Origin of the sequence: Vibrio sp. MOR3 (assembly GCF_001557775.1) — a bacterium.
Taxonomy (GTDB): Bacteria; Pseudomonadota; Gammaproteobacteria; order Enterobacterales; family Vibrionaceae; genus Vibrio; species Vibrio jasicida.
Genome location: NZ_LNRD01000003.1, coordinates 82,964 through 108,154, shown reverse-complemented (window position 1 = coordinate 108,154; position 25,191 = coordinate 82,964). Strand labels below are relative to the sequence as shown.

The window sequence follows — 25,191 nt, the reverse complement described above, 5'->3', positions numbered from 1 at the left end:
GTGATCTGCAATAAGTTCAAATTTGTAAAATTTACAAAAAAGGCCAACTGTCGGGAATGAATAACGATAAAACTTACAATTTTAGGGCTTTTTCTGTTTAAATGCCCTTACTCGCTAGAAAATGATAATTTATTTTTCAATGTGTGTTGACAGTTTTGAAGTCCGTCATTAGAATACCGCCAATTTGTCAAAAATACCTGTTTATGTAAGTTTTCAAGGTAAAGGAAGGCAAATTTGCAGCTTAATTTATTTTTTATGCATTTTTATTCTGGAGGTTGTCTTGGGTAAATTAGCACTGTTAGTCCTAGAAGATGGGACAGTGTTCCGCGGTGTTTCCATTGGAGCAGATGGTATTTCCGTTGGTGAAGTTGTTTTTAATACCTCGATGACGGGGTACCAAGAAATTCTCACTGATCCTTCCTATTCTCAACAAATCGTTACTCTCACTTATCCTCACATTGGCAATACCGGAACCAATTCCGAAGACGAAGAATCTTCTTCAATCCACGCACAAGGCCTTGTGATTCGCGATCTTCCTCTTATCGCTTCTAACTTCCGTAATGAACAATCCCTTTCTGATTACCTCAAGTCGCAAAATATCGTCGGCATTGCAGACATCGATACTCGTAAGCTAACTCGTATCCTACGTGAGAAAGGTGCGCAAAACGGTTGTATCGTTGCAGGTAACAACCTAGATGAAGCTTTGGCATTAGCAAAAGCAAAAGAATTCCCTGGCTTGAAAGGTATGGATCTTGCGAAAGAGGTTACAACAAAAGAAGCGTATCAATGGAAACAAGGTTCGTGGACGCTTGAAGGTGGACTTCCTGAAGCGAAAGACGACAGCGAATTGCCATATCACGTTGTTGCCTACGACTTCGGCGCAAAACGCAACATCTTGCGCATGTTGGTTGACCGAGGCTGCCGCCTAACGGTTGTTCCTGCTGAAACGTCAGCAGAAGAAGTTCTGGCTCTAAACCCAGATGGTGTCTTCCTATCAAACGGCCCTGGTGACCCAGAACCATGTACTTACGCGATTGAAGCAACAAAAACTTTCCTAGAGAAAGGTCTGCCAATCTTTGGTATCTGTCTAGGCCACCAAATCCTTGCGTTAGCATCGGGTGCACAAACAGTGAAAATGAAGTTTGGTCACCACGGCGCAAACCACCCAGTAAAAGATTTGGAACGTAATGTTGTGATGATCACTTCTCAAAACCACGGTTTTGCAGCAGATGAAGCAACGTTGCCAGAAAATCTACGTGCTACTCACGTATCGCTATTTGATGGTTCTCTACAAGGTATTCACCGTACAGACAAGCCAGCATTTAGCTTCCAAGGTCACCCAGAAGCGAGCCCAGGTCCACACGACGCGGCACCGCTATTTGACCACTTTATCGAACTAATCAAAAAACACAGCGCTTAATTCGGAGTAGTAGATAATGCCAAAACGTACTGACATTCAAAGTATTCTTATTCTTGGTGCTGGTCCGATTGTTATCGGTCAGGCATGTGAGTTTGACTACTCTGGCGCACAAGCGTGTAAAGCACTGCGTGAAGAGGGTTACCGAGTTATCCTAGTGAACTCTAACCCTGCAACCATCATGACTGATCCAGACATGGCGGATGCAACTTATATCGAGCCAATCCAGTGGGAAGTGGTTCGCAATATCATCGCGAAAGAAAAGCCAGATGCAGTTCTACCTACAATGGGCGGTCAAACAGCATTGAACTGTGCTCTAGACCTAGAGAAGCATGGCGTTCTTGAAGAATTCGGCGTTGAGATGATTGGTGCAACGGCTGACGCTATTGATAAAGCAGAAGACCGTTCTCGTTTCGATAAAGCGATGAAGTCTATCGGCCTTGAGTGTCCACGTGCGGATACGGCTAAAACCATGGAAGAAGCTTACGGCGTTCTAGATATGGTTGGCTTCCCATGTATCATCCGTCCATCATTCACTATGGGTGGTACAGGCGGTGGTATCGCTTACAACAAAGAAGAATTTGAAGAAATCTGTCGTCGTGGTTTGGACCTTTCTCCAACCAACGAGCTTCTAATCGATGAATCTCTTATCGGTTGGAAAGAGTACGAGATGGAAGTGGTTCGTGACAAAGCGGACAACTGTATCATCGTATGTGCGATTGAAAACTTCGACCCAATGGGCATCCACACGGGTGACTCAATCACGGTTGCACCAGCGCAAACACTAACAGATAAAGAATACCAGCTAATGCGTAACGCATCTCTAGCAGTACTGCGTGAGATTGGTGTTGAAACTGGTGGTTCTAACGTACAGTTTGGTATCAACCCGAAAGATGGCCGTATGGTTATCATCGAGATGAACCCACGTGTATCTCGCTCTTCTGCTCTAGCTTCTAAAGCAACAGGTTTCCCAATCGCTAAGATTGCAGCGAAACTGGCAGTTGGCTTCACGCTAGACGAGCTAATGAATGACATCACTGGCGGCGCAACGCCAGCATCATTCGAACCAACAATCGACTACGTAGTAACTAAGATTCCTCGTTTTAACTTCGAGAAATTTGCAGGTGCTAACGACCGTCTAACGACGCAAATGAAGTCTGTTGGTGAAGTTATGGCTATCGGCCGTAACCAGCAAGAATCTCTACAAAAAGCGCTTCGCGGCCTAGAAGTTGGCGCGACTGGCTTTGACGAAATGGTTGACCTAGATGCACCAGACGCACTGACGAAAATCCGTCATGAGCTGAAAGAAGCTGGCGCAGAGCGTATTTGGTACATCGCAGATGCATTCCGTGCGGGTATGTCAGTAGATGGCGTATTCAACCTTACGCAAATCGACCGTTGGTTCCTAGTTCAAATCGAAGACATCGTTAAACTTGAGCAAGAACTTAAAGCGAAAGGCTTTGCTGGCTTGAACAAAGACGAGCTTAACAAGCTGAAGCGTAAAGGTTTTGCTGATGCACGCCTATCTAAGATTCTAGGTGTAGCAGAAAGCGAAATCCGTCGTCTACGTGACCAATACGATATCCACCCAGTGTACAAGCGCGTTGATACGTGTGCGGCTGAGTTCTCTTCAGACACGGCTTACATGTACTCATCTTACGATGACGAATGTGAAGCAAACCCAACAGAAAAAGACAAGATCATGATTCTTGGTGGCGGTCCAAACCGTATCGGCCAAGGTATTGAATTTGACTACTGTTGTGTACACGCATCACTAGCTCTACGTGAAGATGGCTTTGAGACTATCATGGTTAACTGTAACCCTGAGACTGTTTCAACGGACTACGACACGTCTGACCGTCTGTACTTCGAACCAGTAACACTGGAAGACGTACTAGCAATCGCTCGTGTTGAGAAGCCAAAAGGCGTTATCGTTCAGTACGGCGGCCAAACGCCACTGAAACTGGCTCGCGCACTTGAAGCAGCTGGCGTGCCAATCATCGGTACTAGCCCTGACGCAATCGACCGCGCAGAAGACCGTGAGCGTTTCCAAGTTGCTGTTGACCGTCTAGGTCTTCTACAGCCAGAGAACGCGACAGTAACAACAATGGAGCAAGCGGTAGAGAAATCTCGTGAAATCGGCTTCCCATTAGTTGTACGTCCTTCTTACGTACTTGGTGGTCGTGCGATGGAAATCGTATACGATGAGCAAGACCTACGTCGCTACTTCAACGAAGCAGTAAGCGTATCGAACGAATCTCCAGTTCTTCTTGATAGCTTCTTAGATGATGCTGTTGAAGTGGATATCGATGCTATCTGTGACGGTGAGCGCGTAGTTATCGGCGGTATCATGGAGCACATCGAACAAGCAGGTGTTCACTCAGGTGACTCAGCATGTTCTCTTCCTGCATACACGCTAAGCCAAGAAATCCAAGACGTAATGCGTGAGCAAGTTGAAAAGCTGGCGTTCGAGTTGGGTGTTCGTGGTCTGATGAACACGCAGTTTGCTGTTAAGAACAACCAAGTGTACCTAATCGAGGTTAACCCTCGTGCAGCACGTACGGTACCGTTCGTATCGAAAGCGACTGGTGCGCCAATCGCTAAGATCGCAGCACGTGTAATGGCGGGTCAATCGCTAGAGTCTCAAGGCTTTACGAAAGAAATCATCCCACCTTACTACTCAGTGAAAGAAGTTGTACTGCCATTTAACAAGTTCCCAGGTGTTGACCCACTATTAGGCCCAGAAATGCGCTCTACTGGTGAAGTTATGGGTGTCGGTGCAACGTTTGCAGAAGCTTACTCTAAAGCTGAATTGGGTTGTGGCAACATCTACCCAGAAGGCGGTCGTGCACTTCTTTCTGTTCGCGAAGGCGACAAAGAGCGCGTTGTAGACCTAGCATCTAAGCTATCTAAGCTTGGTTACCAGCTAGACGCAACACACGGTACAGCAGTTATCCTTGGTGAAGCGGGCATCAACCCTCGTCTAGTTAACAAGGTACACGAAGGTCGTCCTCACATTCTTGACCGTATTAAGAATAACGAGTACACCTACATCGTGAACACTGCAGCAGGCCGTCAAGCGATTGAAGACTCTAAAGTTCTTCGTCGCGGTGCACTGGCTGAGAAAGTGAACTACACGACTACGCTAAATGCGGCATTCGCAACTTGTATGGCACACACGGCAGATGCGAAGAGCACAGTAACTTCGGTTCAAGAGCTGCACGCAAAAGTGAAAGCTAGCCTAGAAGCGTAATAGATAAAAATCAGTAAGCCCGTTTATTAGGGTTTATATGACAACCTCATTGCCCGCTCATTTGAGCGGGCTTTTTTGTTTAATTGAGTGACTGATTCTATTTCTTGATATTTTTTATTTGTCTTCGATAAGCTCTACGACTCTGAGCTAGTTCATAGTAAAAGGTTATGAAGCATTTGTAGGAGGGTGTGTTCATCAAATAAAGAGCAAGAATAGGGAGTGCTAGAGCTACCACCCAGAATAGGTCTCCTATTTTTGCTTCTGAAACACCAAAATATATCGCAATGAAAATCTGTATCGTGGCATTAAAAATATTGATTGGATTTAAGAACTTTAAACCATGAATAATGATCATCCCAAATGGAATCGTTACTAAAAGAGCGCCAAGACCCATCATTACCACCCATAAGTAGAATGGACCATAACTAGTTGAAATATAGGTTATTTGATCCAGAAAGAATATATTTAGTCCTCCCCCTATTGTTAAAAACATTATTGCACTTAAAGCTGTAACGATGCTTTTAGCGGACAGAACGAATACATCTTTTTCTTTACTATTCATAGGCACCTTTTAGTTGAAATTAGGTTATGCATATGACCGATAAAAATGTGTTGAACTTGTCTTCTTAAAGATAAGAGCGGCTTTCCTGAAAAAGCCGCGATGAACCTCTGCATGTGGATACTCTTAGAGCCTTCGTGCTTTTTGTAACTCGTAGTAAAACTCTACAAAATTTAAGTAAGCGTTTGTTTTCAAGAGAATGAAAGCTACTAATGGTAGTGTAAGTGCTATCAATGCAAGTGGCTCGTTAAAAGCTGTATTTATAATGCAGTAGCAAAGTGCTATTGATACTTGAAGCAATGCATTATAAGTATTTACTTTAGATAGGGACTTTGAGCCACGTATTGCGATCATTGTAAAGGGAAGCCAAGTCAGAAATGTTGCGATGCCAATCATCACAATCCAAAAGTAAAAGCTTCCATATCGGCCAGATATATCGATCATTTGATCTAAGAAAAAAGAATTTAACCCGCCCCCTGCGATTAATGCCATTACTATAAAAAGGGCTGTAGCGATACTTCTTATGCCTAGAACTATTACTTCGTTTTGATGCTTATTCAAACTGCATCTCCTCATATATGCCGATAGCAATAGATCTAACATTCCCGGATATAGCACTTCCTGTAAAACTCAATGTAGCGCCAATTGCATCTTTTAATTGAATCCTAATCGCATGATTGATTTCCGTTGGTGAATAACGTCTTTTTGCTTGCCCACTCTTAATTAGTTTTTTGTAGGCTTTTGAGGAGAGGTTTGGAATGTTTTGACGTGATATTTCTTTAGTTAGCCTTGCTCTTTCTTGACGATTCAGCGTTTTTAATGCATCCATCGTGCTTTTGCCTGAAGTTTTTTTTAAGTTTGAAAGTGCCTTTATAGTTGTCGAACCTGCCGCCCCAACGCCAGCTAAAGATATGTAATCCAGCGCTTTAGAGGTTGTTTGGTACCATTCATTTGAATCGAGTTCATCTAGTTTTTCTGGCGCGTATATTTCTGTGCCTACTCGTGCTAAACCTATACCACATTGAGCTGAAGACGCGAGTGCTGCGGAGGTTCCGAGGTATGTTACAGCTGCACTTGTTCCCCCGGAGAGAGGTATTGCAGCTGCGCCTCCAAATACAACTAGCCAGCCGAGTACGGCGGATGTACAGCTTAGAGTCATCCCGATAATCTCGCCAACTACCTTAGACTCTCTATTCGAAGACTTAAGTTCTTTGGCGTAACTATCGGCAGACATAGGAGATGTCGGTTCTTTTAAAACAATTCTGATAGGATTGACGCGACAACTGGAATTGAATTTTCGCAAAGATATGATAGTTGAATCACTTGCGATATAAGTAACCCCAGCTCCCGAGGTTTCGGGCCTAGAGTCTATGACTTTGAAAAGCTGTTTTAGATTTACGGTTTGTTCGATGCGAGAGCGTAGCTGTTGCTCTTTTATTGAAGGGCGAGTCCTTAAAACATCCATTGTTTTCACTTTCGATAAGGTTGAATTGATAAGATTAAGCCAGTGTTTTCTTTTTCCATCAAAAAATTGAAATGCTCTTGAGAGTGAATTCTATCGGAAATGTAATTGATACATTTAACGTATCATTTGTTAGATTTTTAGATTGATGAAAATCTGGAATAGGTTGGTGTCTTGAGTTTCCTTTTGTGCGTTTGTAAGGCAATGCTATCGTTGCCTCATCTGGTTACAAATATTTACAAGGACGCACGAGTGGAAATCACTTTCGAGATGTTAATTGCATTGTTTTTTGTCGCATCAGCAGCAGGATTTATTGATGCCATGGCTGGTGGTGGTGGTCTATTAACATTGCCAGCTCTACTAGCAGCGGGGCTTAGCCCAACTCAGGCATTGGCGACGAACAAACTCCAAAGCTCATTCGGAAGCTTCTCTGCTAGTTGGTACTTTGTGCGTAATGGTATTGTTAGCCTTAAAGAGATGCGCCTAGCGATTCTATGTACCTTTATTGGCTCTGCTATTGGGGCAGAGGCTGTGCAGTTTATCGATGCAGGTATACTCACTAGCCTTATCCCTGTATTGCTGATTGCGATTTCTCTCTACTTTTTGCTCTCCTCAACCTCTAAAACAGCGGAAGGGGAGCCGAAGCTCTCTGAAGCGATGTTCGCTTTGTGCGTTGGTGGCGGCGTGGGCTTTTACGATGGCTTTTTTGGTCCAGGTACTGGCTCTATCTTTGCGCTTTGCTTTGTCGCACTTGGTCACTTCTCTTTGGTTGATGCGACCGCTCGTACTAAGATTCTCAACTTCACTTCAAATATCGCGGCTCTGCTGTTCTTTATTCTTGCTGGTTTGCCTGTGTGGGAAATCGGTCTGACCATGGCGGTAGGTGGCTTTATTGGTGCTCAACTTGGTGCCAAAGTTGTCGTCACCAAAGGTCAAAAATGGATTCGACCTTTAGTGATTACCATGTCTATGTTGATGGCGACAAAACTTCTTTGGCAACAACATCACCAATGGTTTCTATCACTGTTTTAACTCTTGGTGACTGGTACACGTTTTGTCTAACGCAGATATGAATTGGTCGAATTAAAGATTTCAGTTGTTCGAACATAAAGCAGTTATGGCCAGGAATCTTTAACGCCCTAACGATTGATAATGGGATTAATGCAGGTGCTGCTCCTCCCAGTGCGAGTTGGGCTGCTGCAGTATAGGCATCCATTTCCATCAACGGCATAATGCCGATTTTCTCTAATGCTGGCAGTTGGTAGCTATTGGACGGGTTAGTTAAATCATTTGTGATGACTTTTTTCGGAAGTTCATTCAGTTGTTGATCACTAACGAGGAAAAAAGGTTCATCACATAAGTGGAAAGCCATCAAGCCATGATGTGGTGGAAGCAAACCAGCGCAAAGTCCAATGGTCGCTTTACCAGATTGAACTCGCTCAACGATTCTAGGGCTGTGGTTGGTGGTTATGGTTAAGTACTGATCTTGCTTGAGGTAATCACCAATAGTTTTTCCAAGATAACCCGCAATAAGAGACTTTGAACTATCGAGGGTGATTAATGATGTGTCCTCTAGCTCTTGTTGTTCATAGATAAGGCCACGTAACTCGTTAAAAGATGGACCAATATTCTCGATCAAAGCCATGCCATCAGGTGTGAGTTTAATGGTTCTCCCCGAGGGTTCTACTAGCTTCTTTCCCAGTTTCTTCTCTAGGTTTGCGATACGTTTACTCACCGCAGATTGGCTGATATACAACAAACTCCCAGTGCGACTCATCGTTTTCGCTTTGCTTAAAACTAATAGTGTTTCGATACCTTCCAGTAACATGTCTATCCATGAATGTTGGGAATAATAGGCCTAATATAGCCAAGCTTGAGATGAGAAGCGACAGGTGATTTTACAAACAAAAAGAGCCGACGTATCAGTCGGCTCTTTTGCGTAAATTCATTCGTATCGATCAACGATTGATAGCAAAGGTTGGCAGTGACAAGTGCCAGCGAATCGCACCAAGGCGAATAATCAACGTTGAGATGACACCTGCGAGTAAAGCGACAGAGTGATCATACCCCATGCTTAGAGCCATGGTGTGGAAGATGCCGCCAATAATACAGGCCGTCGCGTAGACTTCACTTCGTAATACCATGGGTACTTCTCGTGCAAGCACATCACGGATAATACCGCCGCCGCAGCCAGTGATGACACCCATGATCACCGCCACCATACCAGATGCATTGTAGGCTAGCGCTTTTTCGACACCGATGCCGACGAATACCGCCAAACCAATTGCGTCACAGACAGGTAAGACCCACCAAGGCAAGCGCTTAGGGCGACGAATGAGAATCATCGTGAGCAAACAAGTGATGAAAATTACCCAAAGATAAGTGGTGTCAGTGATCCAGAAGACCGGGGTTGCGCCAAGCGCCATATCACGAATAGTACCGCCGCCAATAGCTGTCACACTACCGAGTACGATCACACCGAAAGGATCCATCTTTAATCGGCCTGCGAGTAAAACGCCAGAAACCGCAAAGACAGCAGTACCGAATAAATCGATCATATAAAGCAGCATGGAGTCCATGTTACTTGGTACCTTTTAAACAAATTGTGGGGGAACAGAAATGGGACGGAAATTGTACGGGATTTCCAACGAAAACGTTAGCGTTTTTGCCGAACGGTTTCAAAGTGTTCACACACCTCTGTGATCGCGTTTAAGGTTCTTGGGGTTGGGCGGTTGATCCAGTCGGAATTGAGTGACCAAACGTGGTTGTTCTTTAATGCTGGGATGTCGTTTTTCCATTCAGCCCACATGCCATCATTACTCATGGCATGGCGAGAGGTAAACAGGACTTCGGGTTGGCGAGTAATCACTTGCTCGATGCTGACTTGTGGGTAAGGGGCTCCGCCTTTGGCAAAGATATTTTCACCACCGCAGAAGGTGAAAACTTCACTTGGCCAGTTCTTGCCCGCAACGGTGATGATCGGCTTCTCACTTAATTGATAGAAGTAACTGACTTTATCCTCGGTATTGTATTTTTCTTTTAATGCTTCTAGCTGCGCGCGGAATTCTGCGGCGGCTTTTTGCCCAACTTCCGGCTTCTCGCTGTACTGGCTAAGTTGTTCAATGTTCGTAGCGATGTCTTCTAACGTTCCAGTGGTTGAGTAGTAGATGGGAATGTCAAACTGCTTGAGCTTTTCAAGTTCTTTGGCTGGATTACCTGCTGGCCAAGCGATAACTAAATCGGGTTGAAGAGCAATGATGCGCTCTAACTTGATGCCTTGATAGTTTGATACTTTCTCTAAATCTTTAGCTTGCTCTGGGTAGTCACTCATTTCACTGACGGCAATCAGTTTGTCACCAAGACCTGCAGCATAGGCGATTTCTGTTGAGTGTGGTGCCAGGCTGATGACGCGTTGAACTGGTTCATTGGCAAAAGAAGCGGCAGAGAAGATAAGAGGAAGAGCAAAGCAAAGTTTGTTCATCATAGTCCTTGATAAATGAGTCCGAGAATCAGGCTTTGGATAACGATCCAAGCAAAAATACGCCATACAATGAGGGTTTGGATTTGTGCTAAATGAATAGCAGATGGCGCTATACGACCACCAATTTTCGCTCGTTCAGCTCGTTGACCTTGGTACAGCGCTGGGCCGCCAAGTGACAATTGAAGTTTGTTACCAATTGAGCACAACAACCAAGCTGGCCCCGGAAGTGGCCAAGACTTCGCTTGTTGAAGCATGGCAGTCGAAACACTTGATAGGTTTTTACCCATGCTAATGAACACGGCAAACAAGCGTAAAGGAATAATCTCCAATACAGCAGTTAGCTGAATAGCAGGCTTACCAAAAGGTGAATACTGACGGCGACTTGGGGACCAAGCGCGAGCGAGCTCTGCCGTTAGGCGATACATTAACGCGGCAATTCCACCAGTCAATCCATACCAAAACAACACACACACAACGTTACGTCCGTAACCCATGATGATGGTCTCTGCACCTGCTTTACCAATACCAAGCAGTGATAAGCTCTCGGTATCTCGATTAAGGTAAGGCTTGAGTAACGCTCGGCACTGCACTTTGTTCTCATTCGACATTGCGGTGACGAGTTGTTTAGCAAGTGACTCGTTGTTTCGCCAGTCGAGAGCAATAAGCAGTAATGCCAGCTCAAATAAGGGCGCTTGCCAAACTAAGGGCTTCATCGCGAGCAGTAATATCAAGCAGGGTACAAGCATAAGAAACAATGCGAGTCCGCCAGAGAGAATGCTTTGTGGGTAGTTGTGGTTGTTATTAACTTTGTTCGCCAGTTGTTCTGCGAATTTATGCCACAAAGTCACAGGATGAGCTGCGTGAGGAATGGGGATTAATAAGTGGAATAGTAATGCGCCCCACATGACGAGGAGCGCACCATTGGCATAGAGCTGCTGAAATATTTCTTCCATGAAATTCTGGGGACTTACTTAGTCAGTTCCAACATTTTGCATACCATTTCTGAAGAGCTTTTCGCTGCTAGCGGTAGGAACTCTTCGAAGCTCATTGGTGATTCTTTGTCTGCTACGTCAGAGATAGCACGAACAACAACAAACGGTGTGTTGAATTGGTGACAAGTTTGAGCGATAGCAGATGCTTCCATTTCTACAGCGATAACAGAAGGGAAGTGTTTACGGATAAACTCTTGGCGTTCTGCCGTGCAAACAAACGCATCACCAGTACAGATCAGGCCTCGAACGGCGTGAGTGTTTTCCATCTGAGTCAGTGCTTTTTCAGCAAGGTCCATTAGCTTCTCATCCGCTTTGAATGCTGCTGGTTGGCCTGCCATTTGCCCCATTTCGTAGCCAAACGCTGTTACGTCTGCATCGTGGTGACGAACTTCTGTTGAGATAACAACGTCGCCTAGGTTTAGGCTTGAATCGAAGCCACCTGCAGAGCCAGTATTGATAACCACATCTGGTTGGTACTCGTCTAGCAGAATAGTTGTGCCTACTGCAGCCGCTACTTTACCGATGCCAGATTGAAGCAGTACCACATCAACGTCGTTAATCTGACCAGAGAAAAACGTACAACCTGCTTTGCTCACTGTTTGGCAGTTTGTCATTGCTTCTTTCAGGATGGTGACTTCTTGTTCCATCGCACCGATGATACCAACTTTCATAACACTCTCTTTCGATAAAAATTTAAGTTGGCGAGAGTATATCACTCTGCACCAATATGTGGTCGTTATTTGATTAACTCAGCATTCGCCAACAGTGAACGTAATTGTTCGGCACGCTTACGGTTCACGCCAAAGTCTGAATAGCCAACGCGAGATTCCGAACGAACAATAAGCTGGTCGCCTTCGATCTTAAGCTCTAAATCGTCCACAAAGCGCATGATTTTAGATGTGCATTCGATACGTAGGTAATTGCCTTCTTTAACGGCTGTCTTCGCGCCTGGCAGTTCAAGCGCCACTTGCTCAATTGCATCGATGTTCGTGGATTCGGTTAGGGTGAATTGTGTTAGGTTGTATTCTTCACGCGTGTCTTGGGTGGAGACGCAGTTGGGTTTGTCACCACAAGGTGATTGAGAACGATCCGTCATGGTTGTAACTCCTTGGCTACAAGCGGTTAAGCCGAGCAAAGTAATGGAAAGGAGAGCGGCTTTTTTCATTGGTTCTATCCCTTATCTTAGGAATTTAATTATATGTAATAAAAGAAAAAAGGATCCAATAGTAGGATCCTTTTTGAGACGTTAACAGTGATTAAACTTCAAGGTAATCGAGAATACCTTCTGCGGCTTTTCGACCTTCATCAATCGCGGTCACGACCAGATCTGAGCCTCGTACCGCATCGCCACCAGCGAAGATCTTTTTGTTGCTGGTCTGGAATTGGAACTCTTGTTTCGCAGGAGCTTTGATACGGCCCCATTGGTCCAACTCGACATCAAACGGAGCTAGCCAGTCCATTTTGTGTGGCTGGAAACCAAACGCCATGATAACGACGTCTGCTGGTAGAACGTGTTCGCTGCCTTCTACTGGTTCTGGGCGTCGGCGACCTGCGTCATCAGGCTCACCAAGGGCGGTTTTCACCACTTTGACCCCTGAGACCTTACCTGACGCATCGACTTCAATTCCTAAAGGCTGAAGGTTGAACATGAACTTCACACCTTCTTCCTTGGCGTTTTTCACCTCGCGGCGAGAACCAGGCATATTGGCTTCATCACGACGGTAAGCACATACAACGTTTGACGCGCCTTGGCGGATAGAGGTACGAACACAGTCCATCGCGGTATCACCACCACCGAGTACCACTACGCGTTGCTTTGTCATGTCGATAAATGGTTTGTCGTGCTCCAAGCCCATGACCTTGTACGTATTTGAAATCAAGAATGGCAGAGCATCGTAAACGCCCGGTGCACCCTCATTTTCTAGTCCTGCTCGCATGTACTTGTAAGTACCAACACCCAAAAAGACAGCATCGTACTCATTAAGCAGCTCTTGCATTTGTACATCTTTGCCTACTTCCACATTCATCTGGAACTCAACGCCCATCTCGGTGAAGACGCGACGACGATTTTCCATCACGCCTTTTTCAAGCTTGAATGAAGGGATACCGAAGGTCAGTAGACCTCCAATTTCAGGATAGCGGTCAAATACGACAGGTTTCACGCCATTGCGGACTAGGATATCAGCGGCAGCCAAGCCTGCTGGTCCTGCACCAATGATGGCAACCCTTTTATCGGTCCACTCCACCTTGGACATATCAGGCTTCCAGCCCATTTCGAAGGCTTTGTCGGTAATGTATTTTTCAACGTTACCTATGGTGACAGCACCAAAGTCCTCATTGAGAGTACAAGAGCCCTCACACAGACGATCTTGCGGACACACTCGACCACAAACTTCAGGTAGGCTGTTGGTTTGGTGCGACAGTTCAACGGCTTCAAGGATACGGCCTTCATTGGCTAACTTTAGCCATTGCGGGATGTAGTTGTGGACAGGGCACTTCCATTCACAATATGGGTTACCACAATCCAAGCAGCGATCCGCCTGTGCAGTCGCTTGTTGTTTGGTAAATGGTTCATAGATTTCAACGAACTCGATCTTACGAACTTTTATAGGCTTCTTCGCAGGATCTACGCGTTGAACATCGATAAATTGATAAACGTTCTGACTCATGATTCAAACATCCTCCATGATTACTGGGCTTGAACGCGCAGTTCTGCGGCACTGCGACTCTGGTGACCAAGTAGCGTGCGTAAGTCCGCCGCTTGTGGTTTCACCAAGTAGAACTTTGGAATCCATTCATCAAAGTTCGCCAAGATATCTTCTGCGTGGCTAGAGCCGGTTTCTTCAAGATGTTCGGCAATCAGACCACGTAAGTGCTCTTGATGGATGTAGAGATCCGACAGAGAAATCGCTTCAACCGATTCGTTGTTCACGCGACCTTGGAAGTCTTGGTTCTCATCTAATACGTAAGCAAAACCGCCAGTCATGCCTGCGCCAAAGTTCACGCCTGTCGCGCCAAGAATGGCGACAATACCGCCAGTCATGTACTCACAAGCGTTATCGCCAGCACCTTCAATGACGGCAATCGTACCTGAGTTACGTACGCCGAAACGCTCACCTGCTTTACCTGCCGCAAACAGTTTACCGCCGGTTGCACCGTACAGACAGGTGTTACCAATGATGGTCGCCTCATTACACTTAAATGCAGTGCCAAGGTGAGGTTTGATAACCACCTTACCGCCAGCCATGCCTTTACCTACGTAGTCGTTTGCATCGCCAGTGAGGTAAAGCTCTACGCCACCTGCGTTCCAAACGCCAAATGACTGACCAGCGGTGCCATCCAAGTGCAGTTTGATTGGCGTTGCCGCCATGCCTTGGTTGCCGTAACGCTGAGCGATTTCACCAGATAGGCGAGCACCCACAGAACGGTCGGTGTTGATCACGTTGTAGAAGAAGCTGGCAGATTGACGTTTCTCAACCGCTTGCAGCGCGTCTTCAATGATCTTGTTGTTTAGCTCTGCTTTATCAAATGGTGTATTTGGCTGTGTCCAGTAAAGAGGGTGTCCTTCTGGAGAGACTGGCGCCTCAAGGATATTCGACAGATCTAGCTTGGTTTGTTTCGCTGTCAGACCTTCAACGGTTTCCAACAAATCCGTGCGACCAATCAAGTCAGTCAGTTTTTCAACACCAAGTTCAGCGAGCAATCCACGCACTTCGTCCGCCAGACCGATGAAGTAGTTCATCACCATTTCCGGTAGACCTTTGAAGTACTCTTTACGCAGCGTTTCGTCTTGAGTCGCGACTCCAGTAGCACAGTTGTTGAGGTGACAAATACGTAGGAACTTACAACCCATGGCCACCATTGGCGCAGTACCAAAACCGAAGCTTTCTGCACCGAGAATCGCCGCTTTCACCACGTCTAGACCAGTTTTTAGACCACCATCTACTTGTAGTCGGATCTTGTGGCGCAGACCATTAGCAACCAGTGCTTGTTGTGTCTCTGCTAATCCTAACTCCCAAGGGCTACCAGCGTATTTCACTGAAGTTAATGGGCTTGCTGCGGTACCGCCGTCGTAACCCGAAATGGTAATGAGATCTGCGTAAGCTTTCGCTACACCTGTTGCGATGGTGCCGACGCCTGGTTCTGATACTAATTTCACCGAAACTAGTGCATTTGGATTGACCTGCTTTAGGTCGAAGATCAGCTGGGCCAAATCTTCAATCGAATAAATATCGTGGTGCGGAGGAGGGGAGATCAGAGTCACCCCTTGTACCGAATAACGCAGTTTTGCGATTTCTGCGGTGACTTTGTGTCCCGGTAACTGGCCACCTTCACCCGGCTTCGCACCTTGTGCCACCTTGATTTGCAGTACGTCTGCATTGGTGAGGTAGTGAGGCGTGACACCAAATCGTCCCGATGCGATTTGCTTGATGCGTGAGTTACGCTCTGTGCCGAAGCGGCGTGGATCTTCACCACCTTCACCCGAGTTTGAGTGGCCGCCGAGACGGTTCATCGCCATCGCTAGTGCTTCGTGTGCTTCGGGGCTGAGTGCGCCAATGGACATCGCTGCAGAATCAAAGCGTTTGAAGAGTTCTGTATTAGGCTCAATTTGCTCTAAAGGTAGCGGTGAATCTGATTTCTTCAGTGACATAAGGTCACGAAGCATAGCAACAGGGCGTTGGTTCACCTGCTTAGCAAAGCTCTGGTAATCGTTACTTTCTCCCGATTTCACAGCGGTTTGCAGTGTGCTTACCACGTCAGGGTTGTAGGCATGATATTCACCATCATGGACATATTTTAATAGTCCACCATGGTCGATGGCTTTGCGCTTCGCCCATGCTCTGCGAGACAGGTTATACAAGTCTTGTTGGAAGTCTTCGAAGCTTGCCCCTTCAATACGAGTCGTCACGCCTTTAAAACACAAATCGACTAATTCTTGGCTTAAACCAACCGCTTCAAACAGTTGTGAACAACGGTACGATGCAATGGTGGAAATCCCCATCTTCGACATGATCTTGTACAGACCTTTATTGATGCCGTATTGGTAGTTTTGCATCACATCGCGATAGTCTTTATCAAGCGCACCATCGTCAATCAGTTTACCCAACGCCTCATAGGCGAGATATGGATAAACGGCCGTTGCACCAAAGCCAAGCAAGACAGCAAATTGATGCGGGTCGCGCGCTGTGGCAGTTTCAACCACAATATTGGCGTCACAACGCAAATTTGCATCAATCAAGCGAGTTTGTATCGCACCGACGGCCATAGCCGCAGGGATAGGCAGTTTGCCTTTGACTAAAGCTCGATCGGAAAGCACAACCAAAACGGTGCCTTCACGGACAACGTGTTCGGCTTGATCACACAATTCATTGATGGCTTGCTTTAGATCTTTCTGCTGTGGATCGTAGTTGATATCGAGAATGGTATTACGGTAATGATCGTCACCAAGCTCGAGTAATTGTTGCATGTCTGAGTAAAGTAATACTGGCGAATCGAAGGTGACTCGGTACGCGTGGCCATCGGTTTCACAGAAGACGTTCATCTCCTGACCAATACTGGTTGCCAGTGACATCACGTGCTTTTCACGCAGTGGATCGATTGGCGGGTTAGTTACCTGAGCAAACTTCTGACGGAAATAATCCGTTACCAAACGCTCTTTGGAAGAAAGGACGGCCATCGGGGTGTCATCACCCATAGAGCCAACAGCTTCTTGGCCCATATCGCCGAGCACTCGAAGTACTTGATCGACTTCTTCATTGCTCATGGCGAATTGCTTTTGATAGGTCCTAAGTACGTCTTCATCAAAGCTGCGTTCACCGACTTGATCTTCAGGTAGCTGAGAAAATGGCGTCAGTTTGCGAACGTTATTTTCCATCCATTCACGATAAGGATGGCGAGATTTCAGGTCATTATCGATTTCACTTGATTGCCACAACTTGCCTTTGCGTGTGTCGACAACTAATAGCTCACCCGGACCAACTCGGCCTTTTTCGGCGACTTCATCTGGTGCGTAATTCCAAATCCCCACTTCAGAAGCCAAGGTAATGAATTTGTCTTTAGTAATCACGTAGCGCGCAGGACGTAGACCGTTGCGGTCTAGGTTACATGCTGCGTAACGACCATCTGATAGTACGATCCCTGCTGGGCCATCCCATGGCTCCATATGCTTGGAGTTGAAGTCGTAAAACGCTCGCAGATCCGGGTCCATGTCTGGGTGGTTTTGCCATGCTGGTGGAACAAGCATGCGCATGGCACGGAAGATATCCATACCGCCAGAAAGGAATAGATCCAACATATTATCTAAGCTGGAAGAATCTGAACCTGTCTCGTTCACAAACGGTGCTGCGGTTTGTAGGTCTGGCAGTAGTGGGGAAGAGAACTTGTAAGCTCGCGCTCGCGCCCATTGGCGGTTACCTTCAATGGTGTTGATCTCACCGTTATGTGCAAGATAGCGGAATGGCTGAGCCAGTGGCCAACGCGGTTGAGTATTAGTAGAAAAACGCTGGTGGAACAGGCAGATAGCGGATTCCATGCGTAGATCAGCAAGATCAAGATAGAAGCGCGGTAAGTCCGCAGGCATGCACAAGCCTTTGTACACCAGAACTTGTGTCGACAAGCTACAGATGTAGAAATCTGGATCTTCAGTGATTTGTTTCTCGATACGACGGCGTGCTATGTAAAGGCGGCGTTCAATATCACGCTCGCGCCAGCCTGCCGGTGCAGAAATAAAGACTTGCTGAATATTCGGAAGTGAGTCGGCAGCAATTGGGCCGAGAACCTCTGAATTGGTTGGGACGTCGCGCCAGCCTGCAATCGTTAAAGTTTCTTGGGCGAGTTCTTTGTTTACGATGTCTTTTGCTTGTTGAGCTTTAACAGGGTCTTGATTGAAAAAAATCATGCCCACGGCATATTGTTTGCCTAGATTAAAGCCGTTTTCTTCAGCGATCAGGCGTAAGTAGGAATCGGGTTTTTGTAGTAGAAGACCACAACCATCACCAGTTTTGCCGTCAGCGGCGATACCACCACGGTGGGTCATGCGATCAAGTGCAGAAATTGCTGTTCGAACCAGCTTGTGACTTTGCTCCCCTTCCATGTGAGCGATTAAGCCAAATCCACAGTTGTCTTTCTCAAGACTTGGATCATAAAGAGCCATTGCAATTCTCCCTTTGCTTATCTGTCGTCCGACAGATATATCAACACTGCTCAAGTTGATAATAATGACTAACTATGCGTCACTTTTATGGTTTTACGTATATTTATTCAATAAAAATCGTCAATTATCTTAACAAAAAATGGTTGTTTTATTTTCATCGACTTCACAACCTATAGCTTATTGTAAAAAAGGTCAAGTTATTAGTGAATCATCACGTGAATATGCGATTTACCATTTAATTGGCTAAAATATTTCAATAAATTCAGCTAGATAGGAATTTGATTGTTACAAAAAAGTAACATTTGATTCTGTGAGGCATAAAAAAGACCAGCACAAAATGCTGGTCAAAATAAAAAGATTGGAAGGAACTGTTTTCTTTTCTTATCACCAGCCATCGATACTACTGATGGCTGGATTTATGACTTAAAAAGAGGAAGCGAGAGCACTCCCTTTAAGCTGAAAGCATTAATGAATCTGCTTTCGCTTCTAGGTTTGTGCCACCCATCAAATAATCATCGATGGCACGAGCTGATTCACGGCCTTCATTGATACAACGAACAACCAGAGATTGGCCTGTACGCATATCACCAGCAGCAAATACGCCTTCTTGGTTAGTAGCAAAACCTTGGGTTGCTACGTTACCGCGATCATCTAGTGCGATGTCCAGTTGAGCAAGAACACCAGTTGGTTCCGGATGCAGGAAGCCCATAGCAAGAAATGCCATATCGCATGGGATCACACGCTCACTGCCTTCGGCCTCTTTAAAGTTTGGACGCTCGCCTGGCTTCGCTTCTTCCCAAACAATATCGGCAATACGCAGACCAGTCACTTCACCTTGCTCATTGCCGATGAACTCTTTGGTTAGGATATTCCAGTGACGATCAACGCCTTCTTCATGGGAAGTCGATGTGCGCATGATCATTGGATACTGTGGCCACGGCATGTTTGCTGGGCGTTTTTCTGGCGGAATCGGCATGATCTCAACCTGAGTAATGCTTGCTGCACCGTGACGGTTTGATGTACCTACACAGTCAGAACCCGTATCACCACCACCGATGACAACCACATGTTTACCTTTTGCGTGAATCTCTTCCGTTTTTAGGTCCATGTTATTTGCACGACGATTGTTTTGACCAAGGAACTGCATGGCAAAGTAAACACCATTTAGCTCGCGCCCAGGAACTGGAAGATCACGTGGAACGGTTGAGCCACCAGTAAGAAGCACAACATCGTATTCTTGACGAAGTTGTTGAGCGTTTACGTCGACACCGATATGTTGGTTTACTTTGAATTCAATGCCAGCTTCTGCCATCAGGTTGATCTTGCGATCAATGACATCCATGCCCAGTTTGAAATCAGGGATACCAAAACGTAGTAGGCCACCCACTTTCTCGTCTCGTTCGAATACCGTCACAGTATGACCAGCGCTGTTTAGCTGCTCAGCAGCCGCAAGGCCAGCAGGACCCGAACCGATGATCGCGACTGTTTTACCAGTGCGAGAACGCGGTATTTTTGGTTTGGCGTATCCTTCACGATACGCTGTTTCTACGATGGTTTTCTCGATATTACAGATAGTAATTGGGTCTTGGTTGATGCCAAGAACACAAGCACTTTCACATGGAGCAGGACAAACACGACCAGTAAATTCTGGGAAGTTATTGGTTGAGCTTAGAATGTTCCATGCTTCTTCCCAGCTATCACGATAAACCGCATCGTTAAACTCTGGGATGATGTTACCGATAGGGCAGCCGTTATGACAAAACGGCACACCACAATCCATACAACGAGAAGCTTGAGTATTGATCTTGTCACCAAACTCCTCGTTCAGAACGAACTCTTTGTTGTTCTTGATGCGTTCAGCTGGATCGATCTTTTGTGGTAGTTCACGACCATGCTCTAAAAATCCAGTAGGCTTACCCATTATACGGCCTCCACTTGAGTTTCGTTTCCTTGAGACTGTGCTTCAGCTTTACGCTTTTGAAGAACCGCTTTGTAGTCACGCGGCATTACCTTAACCATAGAGGCTAGGCTTGCTTCAAAGTTGTCTAGGAAAGACTGAGCGACTTCACTTCCTGTGAATTGAACATGCTTAGTTAGCATGTCGAGTAATAGATCTCTGTCTTCTTGCTCGATTGGATCTAGGTCTACGAGTTCTGGGTTCAGTTTTGACTCAAAGTCACCTGATTTATCCCATACGTAAGCCACGCCGCCACTCATACCTGCGGCAAAGTTACGACCTGTTGAACCAAGGATAATTGCTGCACCGCCAGTCATGTATTCACAACCGTGGTCACCGACGCCTTCTACTACTACTTTCGCGCCTGAGTTACGAACACAGAAACGTTCGCCAGCCATACCGCGAATGAAAGACTCACCCGAAGTTGCACCGTAGAAACACACGTTACCAACCACGATGTTGTCTTCCGCGACAATGCTTGATTTCGCGTCTGGGTAAAGTACTAAGGTACCGCCAGATAAGCCTTTACCCCAGTAGTCGTTCGCATCGCCTTCTACTTCGAACTTCACGCCCTTAGCGAGGAATGCGCCGAATGACTGACCCGCAGAACCTTTGAACTTCACGTTCATTGGCTGAGGTAGACCGGCATCTTTGTACACTTTCGAGATTTCGTTCGACAACATGGTACCTGCAGAGCGGTCCGTGTTAACGATAGGGAACTCGGCATTCACCGCTTCGCCTTTCTCGAGTGCAGGAATCGCTGCTTGAATCAGCTTGCGGTCTAGCACTTCTTCTAAGTTGTGGTTCTGCTGAGCTTGGTTGAATACGCCATCGGCTTCGCGTGGCTGCTCAACGTGGAGAACAGGAGACAGATCTAGGTTCTTGTATTTCCAGTGAGAAACGTCTTGGCGAATCTTCAGCTTCTGACCTTGACCGACCATCTCATCGATAGTGCGGAAGCCAAGTTCAGCCATGATTTCACGCAGACCTTGTGCCATGTATTGGAAGAAGGTTACGACGTCTTCTACGCGACCATCAAAGCGCTCACGAAGCGTCTTGTTCTGAGTTGCGATACCAACAGGACAGGTATTCTTATGACACTTACGCATCATTATACAACCTTCAACCACCAAGGCTGCGGTTGCCACGCCCCATTCTTCTGCACCAAGTAGTGTTGCCACTGCAAGGTCACGAGGTGTCTTCATCTGACCATCTGCTTGAACCACGATACGGTTACGTAGGCCGTTCTTCAGTAGCGTTTGGTGCGTTTCTGCCAAACCAAGTTCCCAAGGAAGACCGGTATGACGGATTGAAGACATTGGTGAGGCACCAGTACCGCCGTCAAAACCTGCGATTAGTACAACGTCCGCTTTCGCTTTTGCTACACCAGAAGCGATCGTACCTACGCCAGCTTCCGATACCAGCTTCACGTTTACACGGCCCGCGCGGTTCGCGTTCTTCAAGTCGTAGATAAGCTGAGCCAAATCTTCGATTGAATAGATATCGTGGTGTGGTGGTGGCGAGATAAGGCCAACGCCCGGAGTCGAGTGACGTGTTGCACCGATCCAGTCATCTACTTTATCGCCTGGTAGCTGACCACCTTCACCTGGCTTCGCACCTTGAGCCATTTTGATTTGCAGCTCTTCAGCGTTAGTTAGGTAGTAAGAGGTTACGCCGAAACGACCAGAAGCCACCTGCTTGATTGCCGAGCGTTCCCAATCGCCGTTTTCTTTACGCTCGAAACGCATTGGGTCTTCACCACCTTCACCAGAGTTCGATTTCGCGCCAAGACGGTTCATCGCAACAGCTAGTGTGGAGTGTGCTTCGTAAGAAATAGAACCGAATGACATTGCACCGGTCGCGAAGCGTTTCACGATGCTCTCAATTGGCTCGACTTCGTCGATAGAGATAGAACCTGCTGGATTCTTAATAAACTCAAGTTGACTACGCAGAGTTACCGCGTTGTCGCCTTGCTTATCTACGGCTGTCGCGTACTGCTTGAACTGATCGTAGTTCTTGTTGCGCGTAGACTCTTGCAGTAGAGAAATGGTTTCTGGGTTGAATAGGTGCTTCTCACCACGTTGTTTCCATTGGTAAACACCACCAACATCCAGCATTTGAATTGGGATTTCGCGTTGTGGGTAACCGATGCGATGACGGATCAGCACTTCTTTGGCGATATCATCAAGGGTGAGACCTTGGATACGAGAAACTGTACCTGTGAAGTATTTGTCGACCACTGATTTGTGGATGCCCAACGCTTCGAAGATTTGTGCACCGTGGTACGACTGTAGCGTCGAGATACCCATCTTCGAGAAGATCTTCAGAAGACCGCCATTGATCGCTTTACGGTAGTTGTTGAACAGATCGCGAGGGTTCGCTTCTGGATCCAACTTCTTCGTACGTTGAAGCTCAATAATGGTTTCAATCACTAGGTATGGGTTAACCGCATTTGCACCGTAACCAAGTAGTGTTGCAAAGTGGTGCGTTTCACGCGCGTCACCGGTTTCAACCACGATGTCACACTTCGCACGTAGACCTTTACGGATCAAGTGGTGGTGCACGGCGCCAACTGCCAGCATTGCTGGAATCGCCGCGTGGTTTGAGTTCACTGCACGGTCAGTGAGCAGGATGATTGAGTAGCCATCGATAACTGCGTCTTCTGCGTATTGGCAGATACGTTTTAGTGCGCGCTCAAGCTTGCCTTGATCTTCATTGGCTTGGAACACGATATCCAGCGTCTTCGCTTGTAGGTGCTCGTTATCGATCGCACGCAGTTTTTCAAGCTCAGAGTTCGCCAGAACAGGCGATTCCAATTCTACTTTCTGACAGTGAAGTGGTGTTTCAGTCAGAAGGTTTTGGTCTTTACCCAAGTAAGTGTTCAGCGACATAACCATACGCTCACGGATCGGGTCGATCGGTGGGTTGGTTACCTGTGCAAACAGCTGCTTGAAGTAGTTTGAAAGATGTTGAGACTGATGAGATAGAACCGCAAGCGGCCAGTCGGCACCCATTGCTGACAATGGCTCTTTCGCGTCATTCGCCATTGGAACGATGATTTCGTTCACTTCTTCAGTGCTCACACCGAAAGCTTGCTGACGATGCAACAAACGCTCTGGAGAAGGTTGGCTGAACTGGTTGCTCGCATCTGGCAGCTTCTTCAAGCTCAGCAGGTTTTCTTCTACCCACTTCTCGTAAGGCTGCGCTGTTGCGATGGTGTCTTTCACTTCTTCATCAGAGATGATGCGACCTTGCTCTAGATCTGCAACGAAGATACGACCTGGTTGTAGACGACCGCGGAACTCTACGTTCTCTGGTTCAATATCCACAACACCAGATTCAGATGCCATCACTAGGAAGTTATCTTTGGTCACTGTGTAGCGAGAAGGGCGCAAACCGTTACGGTCTAGTGTCGCACCAACTTGAACACCATCAGTAAAACATACTGAAGCAGGACCATCCCATGGTTCCATGATGTTCGCGTGGTACTGATAGAACGCGCGACGTTTAGGATCCATGTTTTTGTTTTCTTGCCATGCTTCCGGGATCATCATCATCAATGCGTGTGGCAGGCTGCGACCAGAAAGAACTAGGAGCTCAAGTGCCATGTCAAAGTTAGATGAATCCGAGCTGCCTTCCTGACAGATTGGAAGAAGCATGTCGATTTCAGCCTGAGTAAACAGGTCTGATTCTAGGATTGCTTCACGGGCTTTCATCCAGTTCAAGTTACCGCGAACTGTATTGATTTCACCGTTGTGGGCAATGTAACGGAAAGGCTGTGCAAGACGCCATTTCGGGAAGGTGTTGGTAGAGAAACGAGAGTGTACCAGTGCCAGTGCGGTCACCATGGTCGGGTTTTGCAGATCAAGGAAGTACTGAGGTACTTGCTCGGTTGTTAACTGACCTTTGTACACCAATGTCTTGTAAGACATTGAGTTAATGTAGAAGTCGTCACCAATGTTCGAAACGCTTTCTAGGCAAACACGTACAGTGTAGTTACGAAGTACGTACAGTTTGCGTTCTAGCTCTTCAGGTGTGATGCCAGGACCGCCAGAGATAAACACATGCTCAAACTGAGGCTCTGTGCTTAGTGGGTCTGCACCGATCATTGAATTGTCGGTTGGCAGTACTCGGTAGCCGATAACTTCAAGATCTAGACGTTGTGCGTTACGTTCTAGAATGTCACGGCATTGTTCGCGTTTGTATTCGTCTTTCGGGAAAAGAACGACACCAACACCATACTTTTCAAACGAAGGCAGTTTAATGCCTAGCTTAACGGCTTCTTCTAATAGGAATTCATGAGGTTTCTGTAGCAAGATACCTGCGCCATCACCGCTACATGGGTCACAGCCTTGACCACCACGGTGTTCCATGCGAGCCAGCATATCTAGTGCTTGAGTCACTACTTCATGAGATTTACGGTTTTTAAGGTGAGCAACAAAACCGATACCACAAGCGTCATGCTCCAGCTCCGGAGTGTACAGACCCTGTGAATTTTGCTCTCTATCTACCATAGATACATCCTTCCAGTTCAATGTCGACGCAAGAATCCCAGACAGATCTTGGCTGTCTTAGGTACACTCTGTGCGTCTTGTCCTTTATATTTATGATTCGAAACCGACCTAGGTTGGTCAGTTTTGATTCCTTTCCGTATCTCGCAGGAAAAATTTTGCGAGAAAAACAATCCTTGGTGATATCCCTTTATTTATTATCACTATCTAGTGATTTATATCGGTGGGAGCGGGGTATCGCCGACAATTCCCGCAGTTGTCATTGTAATAAAAGTCACAAAAACAGCGGGGTTGTGTAAGTATCCTACAATTTTGTGACTTCGTAATGCAATGAAAAGTCGCTTTTGTGACCCAATTTTTTCGTTTAAATATGCACTTTTTGTTTAACAATTGCGCAACATGGCTG

16 protein-coding genes are annotated in these 25,191 nt (G+C 46.4%); 3 read left to right on the top strand and 13 right to left on the bottom strand.

Annotated elements, in window-relative coordinates:
- Positions 1-280 precede the first annotated feature (280 nt).
- Positions 281-1,420 carry a glutamine-hydrolyzing carbamoyl-phosphate synthase small subunit gene (gene carA / locus ATB76_RS07815; RefSeq protein ID WP_038866284.1) on the top strand — a complete coding sequence of 380 codons (1,140 nt, stop codon included), beginning with the start codon at positions 281-283 and terminating at the stop codon, positions 1,418-1,420.
- A 16-nt stretch (positions 1,421-1,436) separates the two neighbouring features.
- Entirely contained in the window at positions 1,437-4,670 is a 3,234-nt protein-coding gene (carB, locus tag ATB76_RS07810) for a carbamoyl-phosphate synthase large subunit (protein WP_061035014.1), read from the top strand.
- Positions 4,671-4,767: 97 nt separating this feature from the next.
- Here the strand turns inward: carB and ATB76_RS07805 are convergent, their stop codons facing one another.
- The 3 genes from ATB76_RS07805 to ATB76_RS07795 form a co-directional block, all read right to left on the bottom strand.
- On the bottom strand, positions 4,768-5,232 hold the full coding sequence (locus tag ATB76_RS07805) for a hypothetical protein (protein ID WP_061035013.1): 465 nt from the start codon (positions 5,230-5,232) through the stop codon (positions 4,768-4,770).
- Between the two features lie 123 nt (positions 5,233-5,355).
- Complete coding sequence (locus tag ATB76_RS07800; RefSeq protein ID WP_061035012.1) at positions 5,356-5,790, bottom strand: hypothetical protein; 435 nt, start codon at positions 5,788-5,790, stop codon at positions 5,356-5,358.
- Positions 5,783-6,694, bottom strand: a complete 912-nt coding sequence (locus ATB76_RS07795; protein ID WP_061035011.1) for a hypothetical protein — start codon at positions 6,692-6,694, stop codon at positions 5,783-5,785. The genes ATB76_RS07800 and ATB76_RS07795 overlap by 8 nt, the downstream gene beginning before the upstream one ends.
- Before the next feature lie 249 nt (positions 6,695-6,943).
- Between ATB76_RS07795 and ATB76_RS07790 the strand changes: the two genes are divergently transcribed.
- Complete coding sequence (locus tag ATB76_RS07790) at positions 6,944-7,723, top strand: TSUP family transporter (protein ID WP_038878208.1); 780 nt, start codon at positions 6,944-6,946, stop codon at positions 7,721-7,723.
- Here the strand turns inward: ATB76_RS07790 and ATB76_RS07785 are convergent.
- The 10 genes from ATB76_RS07785 to gltB (ATB76_RS07740) all read right to left on the bottom strand — a co-directional run bounded on the left by ATB76_RS07785 (position 7,659) and on the right by gltB (ATB76_RS07740) (position 24,788).
- Complete coding sequence (locus ATB76_RS07785; RefSeq protein WP_061035010.1) at positions 7,659-8,519, bottom strand: LysR family transcriptional regulator; 861 nt, start codon at positions 8,517-8,519, stop codon at positions 7,659-7,661. The genes ATB76_RS07790 and ATB76_RS07785 overlap by 65 nt on opposite strands.
- Before the next feature lie 130 nt (positions 8,520-8,649).
- On the bottom strand, positions 8,650-9,270 hold the full coding sequence (locus ATB76_RS07780) for a TRIC cation channel family protein (RefSeq protein WP_038866298.1): 621 nt from the start codon (positions 9,268-9,270) through the stop codon (positions 8,650-8,652).
- Between the two features lie 77 nt (positions 9,271-9,347).
- Positions 9,348-10,172, bottom strand: coding sequence for a vitamin B12 ABC transporter substrate-binding protein BtuF (gene btuF / locus ATB76_RS07775; RefSeq protein WP_038866300.1), 825 nt, complete (start codon positions 10,170-10,172; stop codon positions 9,348-9,350).
- Positions 10,172-11,125 carry a cobalamin biosynthesis family protein gene (locus ATB76_RS07770; RefSeq protein ID WP_061035009.1) on the bottom strand — a complete coding sequence of 318 codons (954 nt, stop codon included), beginning with the start codon at positions 11,123-11,125 and terminating at the stop codon, positions 10,172-10,174. The genes btuF and ATB76_RS07770 overlap by 1 nt, the downstream gene beginning before the upstream one ends.
- Before the next feature lie 14 nt (positions 11,126-11,139).
- Positions 11,140-11,835 (bottom strand): 5'-methylthioadenosine/S-adenosylhomocysteine nucleosidase, encoded by a 696-nt coding sequence (mtnN, locus tag ATB76_RS07765; RefSeq protein ID WP_038866304.1) that lies wholly within the window; start codon positions 11,833-11,835, stop codon positions 11,140-11,142.
- A gap of 65 nt (positions 11,836-11,900) precedes the next feature.
- The gene (locus ATB76_RS07760) at positions 11,901-12,329 is read right to left on the bottom strand and encodes a DUF1499 domain-containing protein (protein WP_038866307.1); all 429 of its coding nucleotides are present in this window, start codon (positions 12,327-12,329) and stop codon (positions 11,901-11,903) included.
- 91 nt (positions 12,330-12,420) lie between these two features.
- Positions 12,421-13,833: an FAD-dependent oxidoreductase gene (locus ATB76_RS07755; RefSeq protein ID WP_061035008.1), complete on the bottom strand. Its 1,413-nt coding sequence runs from the start codon at positions 13,831-13,833 to the stop codon at positions 12,421-12,423.
- A 20-nt stretch (positions 13,834-13,853) separates the two neighbouring features.
- Entirely contained in the window at positions 13,854-18,317 is a 4,464-nt protein-coding gene (gltB, locus tag ATB76_RS07750; RefSeq protein ID WP_045422051.1) for a glutamate synthase large subunit, read from the bottom strand.
- A gap of 451 nt (positions 18,318-18,768) precedes the next feature.
- Entirely contained in the window at positions 18,769-20,238 is a 1,470-nt protein-coding gene (locus ATB76_RS07745) for a glutamate synthase subunit beta (RefSeq protein ID WP_061035007.1), read from the bottom strand.
- Positions 20,238-24,788 carry a glutamate synthase large subunit gene (gene gltB, locus ATB76_RS07740; RefSeq protein ID WP_005425388.1) on the bottom strand — a complete coding sequence of 1,517 codons (4,551 nt, stop codon included), beginning with the start codon at positions 24,786-24,788 and terminating at the stop codon, positions 20,238-20,240. Before gltB (ATB76_RS07740) ends, ATB76_RS07745 begins: the two co-directional genes overlap by 1 nt.
- Positions 24,789-25,191: the final 403 nt, after the last annotated feature.

Coding starts and splice junctions, on each gene's coding strand:
- carB (WP_061035014.1), top strand. CDS start 1,437: ATGCCAAAACGTACTGACATTCAAAGTATTCTTATTCTTGGTGCTGGT.
- ATB76_RS07805 (WP_061035013.1), bottom strand. CDS start 5,232: ATGAATAGTAAAGAAAAAGATGTATTCGTTCTGTCCGCTAAAAGCATC.
- ATB76_RS07795 (WP_061035011.1), bottom strand. CDS start 6,694: ATGGATGTTTTAAGGACTCGCCCTTCAATAAAAGAGCAACAGCTACGC.
- ATB76_RS07785 (WP_061035010.1), bottom strand. CDS start 8,519: ATGTTACTGGAAGGTATCGAAACACTATTAGTTTTAAGCAAAGCGAAA.
- ATB76_RS07780 (WP_038866298.1), bottom strand. CDS start 9,270: ATGGACTCCATGCTGCTTTATATGATCGATTTATTCGGTACTGCTGTC.
- btuF (WP_038866300.1), bottom strand. CDS start 10,172: ATGAACAAACTTTGCTTTGCTCTTCCTCTTATCTTCTCTGCCGCTTCT.
- ATB76_RS07770 (WP_061035009.1), bottom strand. CDS start 11,125: ATGGAAGAAATATTTCAGCAGCTCTATGCCAATGGTGCGCTCCTCGTC.
- mtnN (WP_038866304.1), bottom strand. CDS start 11,835: ATGAAAGTTGGTATCATCGGTGCGATGGAACAAGAAGTCACCATCCTG.
- ATB76_RS07760 (WP_038866307.1), bottom strand. CDS start 12,329: ATGAAAAAAGCCGCTCTCCTTTCCATTACTTTGCTCGGCTTAACCGCT.
- ATB76_RS07755 (WP_061035008.1), bottom strand. CDS start 13,833: ATGAGTCAGAACGTTTATCAATTTATCGATGTTCAACGCGTAGATCCT.
- gltB (WP_045422051.1), bottom strand. CDS start 18,317: ATGGCTCTTTATGATCCAAGTCTTGAGAAAGACAACTGTGGATTTGGC.
- ATB76_RS07745 (WP_061035007.1), bottom strand. CDS start 20,238: ATGGGTAAGCCTACTGGATTTTTAGAGCATGGTCGTGAACTACCACAA.
- gltB (WP_005425388.1), bottom strand. CDS start 24,788: ATGGTAGATAGAGAGCAAAATTCACAGGGTCTGTACACTCCGGAGCTG.